The sequence below is a fragment of the Streptomyces sp. NBRC 110035 genome (assembly GCF_000829695.1).
Lineage (GTDB): Bacteria > Actinomycetota > Actinomycetes > Streptomycetales > Streptomycetaceae > Streptomyces.
Map to the genome: position 1 here is coordinate 17,686 of NZ_BBNN01000058.1, position 14,220 is coordinate 31,905.

General features: G+C 69.8%; 10 protein-coding genes and 1 pseudogene. 8 read left to right on the plus strand and 3 right to left on the minus strand.

Going from position 1 to position 14,220, the window contains the following annotated elements:
• The first annotated feature begins 31 nt into the window (after positions 1-31).
• The 6 genes from TU30_RS31355 to TU30_RS31380 all read left to right on the plus strand — a co-directional run bounded on the left by TU30_RS31355 (position 32) and on the right by TU30_RS31380 (position 7,145).
• Positions 32-1,264, plus strand: coding sequence for a cytochrome P450 (locus tag TU30_RS31355; RefSeq protein ID WP_042176678.1), 1,233 nt, complete (start codon positions 32-34; stop codon positions 1,262-1,264).
• Positions 1,257-2,327 (plus strand): pyruvate dehydrogenase (acetyl-transferring) E1 component subunit alpha, encoded by a 1,071-nt coding sequence (gene pdhA, locus TU30_RS31360; RefSeq protein WP_234308051.1) that lies wholly within the window; start codon positions 1,257-1,259, stop codon positions 2,325-2,327. The genes TU30_RS31355 and pdhA overlap by 8 nt, the downstream gene beginning before the upstream one ends.
• A gap of 3 nt (positions 2,328-2,330) precedes the next feature.
• Positions 2,331-3,314: an alpha-ketoacid dehydrogenase subunit beta gene (locus TU30_RS31365; RefSeq protein ID WP_304951821.1), complete on the plus strand. Its 984-nt coding sequence runs from the start codon at positions 2,331-2,333 to the stop codon at positions 3,312-3,314.
• On the plus strand, positions 3,307-4,659 hold the full coding sequence (locus tag TU30_RS31370; RefSeq protein ID WP_042176680.1) for a dihydrolipoamide acetyltransferase family protein: 1,353 nt from the start codon (positions 3,307-3,309) through the stop codon (positions 4,657-4,659). The genes TU30_RS31365 and TU30_RS31370 overlap by 8 nt, the downstream gene beginning before the upstream one ends.
• Positions 4,660-4,994: 335 nt before the next feature.
• Positions 4,995-5,945 carry an aminotransferase class I/II-fold pyridoxal phosphate-dependent enzyme gene (locus TU30_RS31375; protein WP_234308052.1) on the plus strand — a complete coding sequence of 317 codons (951 nt, stop codon included), beginning with the start codon at positions 4,995-4,997 and terminating at the stop codon, positions 5,943-5,945.
• Between the two features lie 39 nt (positions 5,946-5,984).
• Positions 5,985-7,145, plus strand: coding sequence for an acyl-CoA dehydrogenase family protein (locus tag TU30_RS31380; protein WP_042176682.1), 1,161 nt, complete (start codon positions 5,985-5,987; stop codon positions 7,143-7,145).
• A gap of 480 nt (positions 7,146-7,625) precedes the next feature.
• Here the strand turns inward: TU30_RS31380 and TU30_RS31385 are convergent, their stop codons facing one another.
• From TU30_RS31385 to TU30_RS31395, 3 genes are all read right to left on the minus strand, one after another.
• Positions 7,626-8,960, minus strand: a complete 1,335-nt coding sequence (locus TU30_RS31385; protein ID WP_042176683.1) for an ISL3 family transposase — start codon at positions 8,958-8,960, stop codon at positions 7,626-7,628.
• A 684-nt stretch (positions 8,961-9,644) separates the two neighbouring features.
• The gene (locus tag TU30_RS31390) at positions 9,645-9,941 is read right to left on the minus strand and encodes a transposase (RefSeq protein ID WP_042176685.1); all 297 of its coding nucleotides are present in this window, start codon (positions 9,939-9,941) and stop codon (positions 9,645-9,647) included.
• Between the two features lie 320 nt (positions 9,942-10,261).
• Entirely contained in the window at positions 10,262-10,996 is a 735-nt protein-coding gene (locus tag TU30_RS31395) for a hypothetical protein (protein ID WP_042176687.1), read from the minus strand.
• An 836-nt stretch (positions 10,997-11,832) separates the two neighbouring features.
• Here TU30_RS31395 and TU30_RS31400 point away from each other — a divergent pair.
• Both TU30_RS31400 and TU30_RS31405 read left to right on the plus strand, forming a co-directional pair.
• A complete protein-coding gene (locus TU30_RS31400; protein WP_042176689.1) occupies positions 11,833-13,173 on the plus strand; it encodes a DUF1254 domain-containing protein in 1,341 nt (446 codons plus the stop codon).
• Positions 13,174-13,351: 178 nt separating this feature from the next.
• Positions 13,352-14,220, plus strand: a pseudogene (locus tag TU30_RS31405) (transposase); the annotation flags it as partial.

The window sequence follows — 14,220 nt, forward strand, 5'->3', positions numbered from 1 at the left end:
CCGGTATTCCCACTCTTCATGGGAGCACATCATGGATCTGTCCCATCCGCTGTTCACCCTCGACCCGTTCGCCGCCGACGCCCGAGCGGAAGCTGAGCGGCTGCTTGAGGCCGGACCCGTCGTACCGGTCGACGTGGTCGGTGTGCCCGTCTGGGCGGTCACCCGCCACACCGTCGCCCAACAGATTCTCGAGGACCTGAGCTTCTCGATGAACACCAGCGACTGGGGAGCCCTGCAGCGCGGTGAAGTCCCCGCAGGCTGGCCCCTGATGAAGATCATCACCGCCCAGTACATGGGCACCGCTGATGGGACCGAGCACCGGAGGCTGCGCGACCTGGTGTCCCGGGCGTTCACCGCGCGCCGGGTCGAGGCCCTGAGGCCGCAGATCCAGCGGATCGTCGACGACCTGCTGGAACGGCTCGCCGCCGCGCCCGCGCACGAGGCGACCGACCTCAAGGAGACGTTCGCCGTCCCGCTGCCGATGGGGGTGATAAGCGAGCTGTTCGGCGTGCCCGACGAGCCGCACGCCCCGCCGCACTCCCTGTGCCACGCGCTCTTCGACACCACCGAACAGTCGACGCAGGTGACCGCCACCGAGGAGGCGCTCCACAGCTTCATGGCCGAACTGGCCGCGAGCAAGGCCGCCGATCCTGGCGACGACCTCACCTCCATGCTGGTCGAACACCACACCAGCGGTTCCATCACCCACGACGAACTCATCGACACCCTCATTCTGGTGCTGACCGCCGCACACCAGACGACCATCAACTTCTTCACCAACTCCCTCCTCGCTCTCAGGGCCCACCCCGAGCAGCTGGCGCGGGTGCGTGCCGGCGAGGTGTCGTGGCAGTCGGTAACTGAATCGGTGCTGGCCTGGGACTCGCCGGTCAACCAGGGCGTGCTCCGGTACCCGGCACAGGACATCGAGATCGGGGGAGTGCTGATCCGCGCCGGCGAGCCGGTAATGATGTCGTACGTGCCTCCGGGGCATGACCCCGCCCAACACGGTCCGCCTGCCGCGTCGTTCGACGTCACGCGTGACACCCGTCACCTGTCCTTCGGGCACGGCCCGCACTTCTGCGTGGGCGCGCCGCCGGCCCCCCTCGAGGCGCACACAGCGCTCCCGGCCTTCTTCGACCGCTTCGACGCCGAACTGGCCGTCCCCAGGGACGAGGTCGAACCGGTCCACTCGCCGGCACTCAACGGCGTCCGTGCCGTCCCCGCCATCATCCGGCCACGCCAGGAGGCTGTGGCTGGTGGCTGACTTCGATCCGCAGCCGGTCGCCCTCATCACCCCCGAGGGCCTGTCGGTGGACCACCCGCAGTTCGACGTCACGCTGTCATCGGAGGAACTGACCGAACTGTACGAGTGGATGGTCGTCACCCGCGCCGTGGACGCGGAGTTCGTCAACCTCCAGCGACAGGGGCAGCTGGCCCTGTACCCCTCGTGCAGGGGACAGGAAGCGGCCCAGGTCGGCTGCGCCGCCGCCCTGCGCCGCGACGACTGGCTCTTCCCGCAATACCGCGAGCTCGGGCTGTTCCTCATGCGCGGGATTCCCGCCTCCGCGGTCGGCGCGGTGTGGCGCGGTACCTGGCACGGCGGCTGGGGCTTTCCCGAGCACGCCTGCGCGGCGATGTCCATCCCCATCGGCACGCACGCCCTGCACGCCGTCGGCGCGGCCATGGCGGCGCCCAGGCTCGGCGAGGACTCCTTGACCGTCGCCTTCATCGGGGACGGCGCGACGAGTGAGGGAGACGTGCACGAGGCGCTGAACTTCGCCGCCGTGACGGCGGCACCGTGTGTGTTCTACATCCAGAACAACCAGTGGGCGATCTCCGTACCCCTCTCCGAGCAGACACGGGCCCCCTCCCTCGCGCACAAGGCCGTCGGTTATGGCATGCCGGGGGTACGGGTTGATGGAAACGACGTCCTCGCCTGCCGGGCGGTGACCGAACAGGCCGCCGCTCGGGCCAGGTCGGGAGGCGGACCGACCCTCATCGAGGCGGTCACCTACCGGCTCGCTCCCCACACCACCTCCGACGACCCGACCCGGTACCGCGCACAGGACGAGGTCGACCACTGGGAGCGGCTCGACCCACTGCCCCGCTACCGGCGCTACCTCACCCACCGGGGCCTGTGGCACGAGGAGGTCGAGGACCGTGCACGGGACAGGGCGGCCCGGATGTGCGCCGAGCTGCGGGACGGCGTGTTCGACGCTCCCGACCTGCCGCCCACCGAGTTGTTCGCCCACGTACTGCACGAGCCGACGAAGGACCTGCTGGAGCAGTCCGGACAGCTGCTCGCCGAACTGTCCCGGAAGGAGTGAGCCGTGGCGGCGACCATGGTGGAAGCGATCAACACGGCGCTGCGCGAGGCCATGGCCGAGGACGAGCGAGTCGTCGTCTTCGGCCAGGACGTGGCTCGCCAGGGCGGAGTCTTTCGGGTGACCGAGGGCCTCGCCGAGCGGTTCGGCCCCCAGCGCTGCTTCGACACACCGCTCGCTGAGTCGGCGATCGTCGGAGTGGCCCTGGGCATGGCGATGCGGGGACTGCGTCCGGTGCCCGAGATCCAGTTCGACGGGTTCACCTATCCCGCACTGGACCAGATCGTCAGCCACCTGGCCAAGTACCGCAACCGCACCCGCGGCCAGCTCTCGGTGCCCGTGACACTGCGCGTCCCGTCCTTCGGCGGCATCGGCGCGGTGGAGCACCACTCGGAGTCCACCGAGACGTTCTGGGCGCACACGGCGGGGCTGCGGGTGGTGACGCCCGCCACGGCTGCGGACGCCCATGCCCTGCTCCGGCAGTCCATCGACTGTGACGACCCGGTGATCTTCCTCGAGCCCAAGCGGCGCTACTGGCAGAGCGGTGACGCGACGGCCGAAGCGCCTGCGGCGGGCTTGGAGCACGCACTGGTCCGCCGTAGCGGTGCGGACGTCACGGTGGTCGCCTACGGCGGCACCGTCGGCACCGCGCTCGACGCCGCGGAGACCGCCCGGCGCGAGCACGGCTGGGAGCTGGAAGTGGTCGACCTGCGCTCCCTGGCCCCCCTCGACTTCCCTACGATCGCCGCCTCGGTGTCCCGCACCGGGCGCTGCGTCGTCCTGCACGAGGGCCCGCGCACCCTGGGACTGGGAGCGGAGATCGCGGCCAGGGTGCAGGAGGAACTGTTCTGGGACCTGGAGGCCCCCGTGCTGCGGGTCACGGGATTCGACACTCCGTATCCACCCGCACGATGGGAGAAGGCATGGCTTCCGGGCGTCGACCGGTTGCTCGACAGCATCGACCGGTCCTTCGGGTACGGCCATGACTGACGCCGCGGATCGCACGATCCGGGAGTTCCTCGTGCCCGACCTGGGGGAGGGGCTGCTCGACGCGACCATCGTCGAATGGCTGGTGGTGCCGGGGGACACCGTCACCGTCAACCAGCCGCTGTGCGTCCTGGAGACAGCCAAGGCCGAGGTGGAGATCCCGTCCCCGTACGCCGGGACCGTCGTGGAACGGCGCGGCGAGTCTGGCCAGACCCTGTCGGTGGGCACACCGCTGATCTTCATCGACAGCGGGGCGCCCGCAGGCACCGGCAGGGGGCTGGGCGTCGCTGAGGACCCAGGTGCGGCCACGAGTGCCGGGCCGGACACGGCCGTCGGCGCGGTCAGCGCCGACCGTACCGGCGCTGACTCGGGACCGGTGCTCGTCGGATACGGCACGCGGGCAGGGACGGACACCGGGCGGCGCGCGGTCCGCAGACGCCCCGCTCCCCGCCGTTCGCCGTCCACTGTGCCGACCGACACCGGGCGCCCCCGCGCCAAGCCGCCCGTACGGCATCTCGCCCGCAGGCTCGGGGTGGACCTGGCCGCGCTGGGCGCCGGCTCGGGTCCGGAGGGCACCATCACCCGCACGGACGTCCACGCGGCGGCGGCTTCCCTCACCACGGGGACTGCCGGGGACGGCGGGAGCGACTCCGGGACACGTTCGATCCCCGTGCGCGGCGTCCGCGCACGTACGGCAGCACACATGGAGCGTGCACGCCGGGAGATCCCGGACGCCCACTGCTCCCTCGTCGTCGACTTCTCCCGCCTGCTTGTCCTGCGCGACAGGCTGCGCGCGCAGGACGCCGAGCACGCCGCCACGCCCTTCGCCCTCCTGCTGCGGCTCCTGACGCTCACTCTGCGCGAACACCCCAGGCTCAACGCCACGTATGTCCAGGACGGCCCCGAGGTCCGCACGTACGACGCAGTGCACCTGGGCATCGGCGCGGCCACACCGCGCGGCCTGCTCGTGCCCGTGGTGCGCGACGCCCAGAACCTGTCGACTGTGCGGCTCGCCCAGGAGGTGGCGCGGCTGGCGGACGGGGCGCGCGTGGGCACACTCACCCCCGGCGAGCTGACCGGCTCCACCTTCACGGTCTCCAACTTCGGCGCACTCGGCCTGGACGAGGGCGTGCCGGTCGTCAGCCACCCTGAGGCGGCGATCCTCGGCGTGGGGTCCATCCGTCCCCGCCCCCACGTCGTGGACGGCGACCGGCTCGTTGTACGTCCCACTGCGAAGCTCACCTGCGCGTTCGACCACCGGGTGTGTGATGGCGCCGAGGCCGCGGCCTTCCTCACCGCACTGGGCGCACTCGTGGAGGACCCCGGCACCATCCTGCTGCGGCTGTGAGCGGGCACCCCCGCACTCACCCCCTGTCCACGACTCCCAACTCCCTGCACCCGAGGAAAGGACACCACCACAGTGCCGTCGGCACAGCCCCTGCCGCCCACGCGCCCGCGCCTGCGCAGGGCCGATCGCATCCAGAACTTCCGCCCCTCCGTCTTTACCGAGACCCGCGAGCTCGCCGAGCGGTACGGTGCGATCGACCTGGGCCAGGGGGCACCCGGACTGAGCGCCCCCCGCGCGCTCCTGGACGACGCCATGGCGGCCATCGCCGACGGGCACAACCAGTACCCGCCCGCAGCGGGCCTGGCCGAGTTGCGGCGGCGATCGCGGACAGCCGGTTGCGTCGCTCCGGAATCCGTTACGACGCCGACCGCGAGGTCGTCGTCACCGCCGGAGCGATCGAGGCCGTCACAGCGGCCCTGCTGGCACTGTGCAACCCCGGGGACGAGGTCCTCACCCTTGACCCCTGCTACGACGCCTACGAAGCCGCCGCCTCGCTGGCGGGCGCCCGGCTCGTCGCCGTCCCGCTGGCGACGGAGGGCGACCGGTTCTGCCTGGACGAGGCTGCGCTGCGGGCGGCGGTCACCCCGCGCACCCGGTTGCTGCTCAACTCACCGCACAACCCCACGGGCAAGGCCTTCACCGCTGCGGAACTCGCCGCCGTGGCCCGGGCGTGCCTGGACCACGAACTGACCGCCGTCACGGACGAGGTCTACGAACACCTCGTGTACGACGGGGCCGGGCACCACTCGCTCGCCTCGGTCCCCGGCATGCGGGAGCGCACCCTGGTGGTCTCGTCCGCGGGCAAGACGTTCAACGTTACTGGCTGGAAGGTCGGCTGGGCCTGCGGACCGGACCGGCTGGTGGAAGCCGTCCTCTCCGCCAAGCAGTTCCTCACCTTCGCCTCCGGCACGCCGTTCCAGCTCGCCGTGGCGCGCATGCTCGGCGACGAGGAGGCGTGGATGGCATGGACGGCGGAGCTGCGCAGCACGCTGCAACGCCACAGGGACCTGCTGCGCACCGGTCTCGAACAGGCCGGACTGCGCACCTACCGCGGCGAAGGCGGGTACTTCCTCCAGGCGGACATACGGGGAGCCAGCTATACGGACGGGACGCGGTTCTGCCGGGACCTTCCCGCGCGCGCGGGGGTTGCGGCCATTCCCTGTTCCGCATTCCGCCACAGCCCGCACAACCCGCACACCGACCGTCTCGTGCGCTTCTCCTTCTGCAAGCCGGCGGACGTGGTGCGCGAGGCCGCCTTGCGACTGGCCGGGACGTGGCAGGTCTGATCCGCGTACGAACCCTCTCACCCAAGGACCGACGAAACCATGGACCATCGCCTCACCCCCGAGCACGAGGAACTACGCCGCACGGTCGCCGAGTTCGCCCAGGACGTGGTGGCCCCGAAGATTGGGGATCTGTACGAGCGCCATGAGTTCCCGTACGAGATCGTGCGGGAGATGGGGCGGATGGGGCTGTTCGGGCTGCCGTTCCTACAGGAGTACGGCGGGATGGGAGGGGACTACCTGGCCCTGGGGATCGCGTTGGAGGAGTTGGCGCGGGTGGATTCCTCGGTGGCGATCACGCTGGAGGCGGGTGTCTCGCTGGGTGCGATGCCGGTGTTCCGGTTCGGGACGGAGGAGCAGAAGCGGCAGTGGCTGCCGCAGTTGTGCGCGGGGGAGATGCTGGGGGCGTTCGGGCTGACGGAGCCGGAGTGCGGTTCGGATGCCGGCGGGACGCGGACGACGGCGGTGCGGGACGAGGCGACGGGCGAGTGGGTGATCAACGGGTCGAAGTGCTTCATCACCAACTCGGGTACGGACATCACGGGTCTGGTGACGGTGACGGCGGTGACGGGTCGCAAGCCGGACGGGCGGCCGCTGATCTCGTCGATCATCGTGCCGTCGGGGACGCCGGGCTTCACGGTGGCGGCGCCGTACTCAAAGGTGGGTTGGAACGCGTCGGACACGCGTGGGCTGTCGTTCTCGGACGTGCGGGTGCCGGGTGGGAATCTGCTGGGTGAGGAGGGTCGTGGCTATGCGCAGTTCCTGCGGATTCTCGACGAGGGGCGGGTGGCGATCGCGGCGCTGGCGACGGGATTGGCGCAGGGGTGTGTGGACGAGTCGGTGAAGTACGCGGGTGAGCGTCGCGCGTTCGGGCGCCCGATCGGTGACTACCAGGCGATCCAGTTCAAGATCGCCGACATGGAGATGCGGGCCCACATGGCGCGGGTGGGCTGGCGGGACGCGGCGTCGCGGTTGGTGCGGGGGGAGTCGTTCAAGAAGGAGGCGGCGGTGGCGAAGCTGTACTCCTCGACGGTGGCGGTGGACAACGCGCGTGAGGCGACGCAGATCCATGGTGGGTACGGGTTCATGAACGAGTACCCGGTGGCGCGGATGTGGCGGGACTCCAAGATCCTGGAGATCGGCGAGGGCACGAGCGAGGTCCAGCGCATGCTGATCGCGAGGGAACTGGGCCTCCCGGCCTGAGTTCTCGCAGGCCGCAGTGCAAGGTCGTCGCAACGCTCTCTTGCACCTCGGCGACGTACTGAGCGAGACGGGGAGACCGACGAGGCGGCGACATCTTGGCGGCTGGCGGCTGGCGGCTGGCGGCCGACGCCGGAGCTACCACGGCGGCCATCGCGCTCGCCACGGTCCTCACCAGTCACGCTGACCGCCCTTACCTTCGCACCGTCCTGCAAAGAGCGGCGGACACAGGCGACGGCGATCCGGCCTTGCTGCTCGCAGCCCTGGACGGCGGATCCTGGGCGAGACATCGCCCAGCAGGGTCCGTCTGCCGGGAGCCTCGACCCAGGTACGACGCTCATGCCACATGCAGGGTCCGCCTACTGAGTGAGGGGCCTCGCGGTTTCCGGACAGGCTTCTGACCGGTTATTTCACGCGGCGATTCGCAACTTCTCGTACTCGGCGTGGACTTCGCGCGGAGGGCGGTAACCCGGGTCTTCGAAGTTAGTCGGGGACCCCCTCGCGGCGGGCTCGTCTCGTGGTCGCGCAGAGTGGCCGTAGGCGTTGGTTGGCGCGGTTGCGATAGCCGAAGGCGCATCGCGCGTCGAGCTTGATGACGCGGTTGTTGCCCTCGCTGGCGGCGTTCGTGATCCCGGTCAGGACGTATGCCTCGATGCCGTTCCACCACTGATCGACGGTTTCGGCGAGGGTGACGAGTTCGGGCAGGTGGGCGTGGTCGGCGACGTGGGCGTTGAAGCGGTGGCGGGCTGCGGAGATCGCGGAGCGGTCGGGGGTGACGTGGGTGCGGTGGACGGCCAGGCCGAGGAGGTCACGCAGGAGTTCCTTGGCCTGCCAGGCCGCGTAGATCTGACGGCCGTAGGTGCCCATGTACTCCAACTCGACCCTGAGCAGGGCGAGTTGTTCTCCGGTGAGGTCTTCCTTGTTGCGGCGCAGGAGTTTGCGGACGGTGTAGACGCTGTCTCCCTTGCGGGCCCGGCGGCCGTGCTGTTTCCAGGTGAGGCGTCGGCGCAGGTCGGCGAGGTGGCGCTGGGCGAGTTGCACGATGTGGAAGCAGTCGATGACGACGGTGGCGTGGGGCAGGGCGCGGTGGATTGCGGCGCGGAAGGTGGCGCACAGGTCGATGGCGACGTAGCGCACGTGTTCGCGCCAGGCGGCGGGCCGGGCGCTGAGCCAGTCGGCGACCGAGTCCGCGTTGCGGCCCTCGGCCTGGCCGAACAGGCCGCGTCCGCCGATCGCGTCGACGAAGCCGATGTGCCAGGCATCCGCGACCAGCTCCCACTTCTCCGTGTCCGGGTTCTGCTTCCATACCGGCTTGCCCCGCCTCGTCTCGTCGATCCCGATCGCCTCGGTCGTCGGCAGTGCGGCGGGCAGGTGGCGCTCGGCGTAGGTGCGGGTGACGCGCATGACGACCGGCCAGGACGGCCCCAGGTCGCGGCCGGTCTGCACCACGGTGCGTCCGCCGTCGGCCACGGCCTGCCCGCACGCGGTCCGCAGCCGCTCGGTGAGCCGCATCCGTGCGGGTATCTGGGGAATCTGTTCGGTGAACGAGCCCCGCTCACAGGCATCTTCACGACACTGCCAGCGCCGTTTGTGCCAGCGGATCCGTACCGCGCCACCGCCATGGGCGAGGTCACGAGGCCGCGTCACGGCCCGTTCCTTGACCCGGGTGGCGAAGGTCCCGCACGCCGGGCAGGCCCGCGCCGCCGGGTCCGTGGTCACCAGACGCACCGTACGTATCCCGTCCTCGTCGCGGACGACCTCGGCCACCGCGACCCCCTCCAGATCGAACAGCGCCGTCGCGCCGGTATCGTGGCCCATGCCGCCCGTGTCTGTTTGAAGATCGGCTGTCTAGACACCAGTCATGATCCACAAGCAGCGCGGGCGGTCTGCGTTCACCCCTCACGCACCCACGACGGTCACTCTCGGCAACCGGCGGTACAGGTCACGGGCGGCCCTCCCCGACTAAATTCGAAGACCCGACAATCCGGCCCCTTCGCTCCGCTCCCACCGCGCCCAGCAGGAGGTTCACCGCTACTACGAACCGGTCCGCCAACACACCTCGCATCGGTACTCAGTTCCTCGCGGGTTGTCCGCTTGGAAGGCTCCCTTTCACAACACCGGGTGGAAAACGCAGAGTTGATGCATCGAAGTGTGTCTTCCCACGTTCCACACGAAAGCAGCAGACCAGATTCACGTCGCCTCCACGCCGGGCACCACCTGGCCAGTAAACGGGTTTCCGCCAGACTCATCCCGGGCCAAAAAGTAACACCCGGTTCTGATGCCATTTAATCAATAACGACGCGTCAACAGCGATCCCCTGTAAGGGGACTGCGCTCCGTCTCCCTGATCCCCACCTGACGCCTCACGGACGCCTTTTCCACAGTCGCTCACCACGGTCGCGTCACCGCTTCCGCAGCATGTGGCGGTTTGGAGCCTCCCCCGCAGGGCGACTCCGAAGGGCCGAAAGTCCCTCATCTCTCGTGCAGCACCGCGTTCAGCTACTCAACTACCGCAAGCAGCCTCCCGCGTTCGTGGCACACCTTTTTTCAGGAAGGTGACTTCCATCTCCAGCTCGCGGTTGCGTCGTTCGAGTTCCCTCAGACGCGCCCGCTCGTTCACCGTCAGCTCCGCATCGTGAGCCGGTTCTTGCTGCTTCTGGTGCTTCTTCACCCAGCCGCGTAGCGTCTCCGAGTTCAGCTCAAGCTCCCGGGCGACTTCGGAGATCGTCTTGCTGGACCTCAACGCGATTTGGACGGCTTCCTCGCGGAACTCCGGCGAGTACTTACTGGGTGGCGTCACTTCTTCCTCGTTTCCTTGTTCAGGACAACCCTATTGGGTGCCTGTCCGGAGACTTCGTGGCCCCTCACTTGATCTGTGATGTTGGGGTTTCGAGGCGGGCGGCGAGGTCGTCCAGGGCGGCCAGTTGAGTGTTGGCGGGCTCGATGGTGTGTCCGATCTCGCCCAGGAGTCGATGGGTCTTGCGGATCTGTCGTCTCGGCGCCCATCCGACTGGGTTCCCCAGCTCACTGCGCGATGTCTGATGACCCGGACCGCTCCCCGGCGCAGCAGAGGGCCCGCGCAACCGGTCAAGGTCGGCGGGCCCTCCTGTGCTCAGGCCGCTACCTGCTGGCGCACGCCACGTAGACGTCTACGGTGAGCGGCTCGTAGAAGCCGCCCGCCTGGCCCCACCAGCCGTCGCTGCGAGCGCCCTCGCTCTTGAGGCCGGGCTTCGACGAGATCAGGACGGACTCAGGCCCGCTCGCGGAAGCGCCGCCGCCCACGACCTGCCGCCCGTCCGGGCACACGAGGAACCCGCCGGCCGGGCTGTTCGAGGTTGCCCTGCCCGTGGACCAGGTCACGTCGGTGATTGGGTCGGCGCACACGGCGGAGGCTTCGACACCGACCGTGCTGTTCGCGGCGTTCCTGCCGGCCACCACCCACTGGGTGGGTTGCTTGGCCGAGTTGAACGCCGCCGGGTACGACTTCGTGAGGGAGCTCCGGTCGCTCTGGATCTCAGCGCCACCGCTGAACGCGACCTTGCCCGCAGGGCAGGACAGCGTGACCGGCTGGTCCACCGGCACCTGGCTCGACGGGGCCTGGACGACCTCGTAGCCGCTGGGCTTCCGGGCGCAGATCGCCCATGCCGTCACCGTGCTGGGCTGCCCCGAGAAGTTCCGGGCGCTGGCGACCCACAGCGTCGTGGTCCAGGGGGACGGGTAGCTACTGACCAGGGCCACTGAGTCGTAGTCGGAGGGGGTGGCCGACGCCTCCGCGCCGCCGTTGATGGCGACCTTCCCGGCCGGGCAGGAGACGAGGACCTTCCGGTAGTCGGGGACGGTCTCCGTGGTCTTCACGACCTCAACGTCCGTCAGCGGCGGGGCAGAGGCCGGGGCCGGGGGCGGACCCGGAGCTCTCGGGGCGGAGAACGCCGGCCCGGTGGCCGACATCGCGAGCCCGACCGCCGCAACGCAGACAGCGAGCCGGGAAAGGGGGTGCTGCCGAAACCTCATGGAACCCCGATCTGTGAAAGCGCGACGACGTCGCGCAGCGCGATCACGCTAGAGCTGTGCGTGACTAGATGCTAGCGCGCTTCATCAGATCCAGTGATCACAACCGGCTTCGGCCCGCACCCCCGCAGAATGCCGTAGGTGACTCTGCTCCCGTTGGATCGGAATGTCGTGGGCGGCGAAGAACGCGACGGCGCGTTGCCGGAACGTGGCTGCCGTGACGGCGTTCTCTTGTCCTCCAGGGCCTCGGCGCAGGCCGCGGAGAGGTACCCGGGCTCCCGGCACTCGATCGACCGAGCGAGGGTGAACGCGACCTCCGGGTGCATCACGGCGGCCGCTCCCGGTCGAGGTAGGAGGGTGAGGCCGTCCAGTCGGGGACGGTTGTCGTGGTGAGGGCCCAGCGGCCCGGGGCCTGCTCGATGAGGGCGCAGGCCGCGACGGCGGCAGGGCTCTGCGCGCGGCGTCACGGGAGCGGCTCAGACGGGACGTCCGCTGCTCCAGGGCGGCGGACGGTTCCGGGGCGGCCGTTCGCGTCGGGCGATGAGGAACCGGGAGTGCCGGAGCCGTATGGGTATCTCCCTGTAGTACGGGCCGGTGAGGAGGGCGCGCTGTCCCGGTCGCGGGTGGTGGGTGCTTCGGGTGACGATGGAGGCTCGGGCTGGTCGCAGGAATGGTGGTGCAGGGTGTCGGATCTTGAGGCGCTGGCGGCGGAGGCGTACGTGTACGGCTTTCCGCTGGTGTTCAACCTGGACGAGGTGGAGCGCTTCACCCGCAAGGGCATGGGGTCGCTGGCCCCGACCGCTTTCAACCGGTTCAGCCATGCCGACACCCTGGCAGGGCCGGACGACACCTTCGTGAGCATCAACAACGACACCGTCTACTCCATGGCGCAGCTGGACCTGAGCGGCGGGCCGCTGCTCATGCGGGTGCCCGACACGGGTGGGCGATACTACGTGTTCCAGTTCGTCGACGCGTGGACGAACAACTTCGCCTACGTCGGCCGCCGGGCCACCGGTACCGCTGCCGGGACATTCCTGCTCACCGGGCCGGGCTGGAGCGGCGAGGTCCCCGCGGGTACGGTCCGGATCACCTCGCCGACCTCGGTGGCCTCGATCGTGGGCCGCTGGGCATGCGACGGCCCCGATGACTTGGCCGCTGTCCGCGCCCTCCAGCAGGCCACCGCCCTGGCCCCCTTCGGGGACCGTGCCGCGTCGGCCGGGCTCCCCGCGCCGGAGGCCGCCGTCGACGGGAGCGAGCTGCTGTTCTTCGAGAAGCTCCGCACCCGGATGCGGGCGTTCCCGCCCGCCGGCGCCGACCAGGACTACCAGCAGAGATTCGCGCCTCTGGGGCTGCTGGAATCCGCCAGCCCCTACAGCGACCCGCCCGCCGGGCTGGAGCAGGCGCTGCGGGCCGGCCACACCGCGGGCAGAGAGCGGGTGGAGCACGCCACCACTCACGGCAGCAGCCCGGAGCAGAACGGCTGGAAGCTCGCCTACGACGCCTTCAACTACAACCTCGACTTCTTCGGACCCGGCACCCTCGACACCCCCCAATGGGTCTTCTCCGACCGGGCCACCGCCCGGGTCGTGCGAGCGGCGGCCGCCCGCGCCGGCCTGTGGGGCAACCACGGCTACGAAGCCGCCTACGCGATGACCTGGAGCGACGGCGACGGCAGCCCCCTGGACGGCACCCGGGCGTACACGCTGCGGTTCGAGACCACGCCGCCGGTGGACGCCTTCTGGTCGGTCACCATGTACGACCTGCCCGACTACTACCTCGTCGCCAACCCCATCGACCGCTACTCCGTCGGCGACCGCACCCCCGGCTTGCACTACGAGCGTGACGGCTCGCTGACCCTGCACCTCGAGCCCGACCGCCCAGCAGACCCGGCAGCAGCGGCCAACTGGCTGCCCACCCCGCCTGGGCCCTTCCGCCCGGTCCTGCGGATGTACCAGCCACGCCCCGCCGTCTTCGACGGAACCTACATCCTCCCCCCGATCACTCCCCGGTACAGCCCCGCATAGGCCGCCGGCCGCCGAGGTCACCCTGAGTTCCGCAGAAATCTGAGCCGATAGGCCAACGGCACCAACAAACACGCAGGTCAACGAGGTCGCGACTGGGGCAACAGTCGAGATCGCCTAGGGCAACGCCTGGCACTCAGCAGTGCCTTTGAGCTGTGCCGATGGTGTTAGCCTCTAGGTCATGTACTTGCGCACTGTGACCCGGAAGAACAAGAACGGGTCGAGCGTGCGCTACCTGCAGCTGGCCCACAACGAGTGGGACCCGGCAGCCCAGGTCTCCCGCCGCACCGTGCTCTACAACTTCGGCCGCGAGGACCAGGTCGACCGCGACGCGATCGCCCGCCTGATCGCCTCGCTGTCCCAAGTCCTCACCCCCGGCCAGGCGATGGCCGCCACAGCCCCACCGGAGCTGACCTTCACCGAGTCCCGGCCGCTCGGCGGGACCCACGCCCTCGACGGCCTGTGGCGTCGCCTGGGAATCGACGCCATGATCCGGAAACTGATCAAGGACCCGCGCAGTCGCGAGCGGACCGAGCGGACCTTGTTCGCGCTGGTCGCCAACCGGGCACTGAAGCCGTCCAGCAAGCTGGCCGCCTCCCACTGGGTCAACGACGACGTCGCCATCGCGGGTCTGCCCGAGGTCGACGACGACGCCTGCTACCGGGCTATGGACCGGCTGCTGACCATGGAGAGCAAGCTCGCCGAGCAGGTCTACTGGGCGGTCGCCGACCTGCTGAACCTCGAAGTCGACCTGCTGTTCTTCGACACCACCTCCACCTACTTCGAGACCGGCCAGGCCGACGAGCCGCTCGCCCGCAATGAGTACGGACGGTGCCTGCCGCAGCCCGATCCGTCGGCCACCGGTGACGCGTCTGCCGACGGCGAAGACCCTGCCCACCTGAGGGGATTCCGCGCTTTCGGCAAGAGCAAGGACCACCGCGACGACCTGCCGCAGGTCATCATCGGCATGGCCGTCACCCGCACCGGAATCCCGATCAGGGTCTGGTCCTGGCCCGGGGCCACCAGCGACAGCGCGCTGATCCGCCAGGT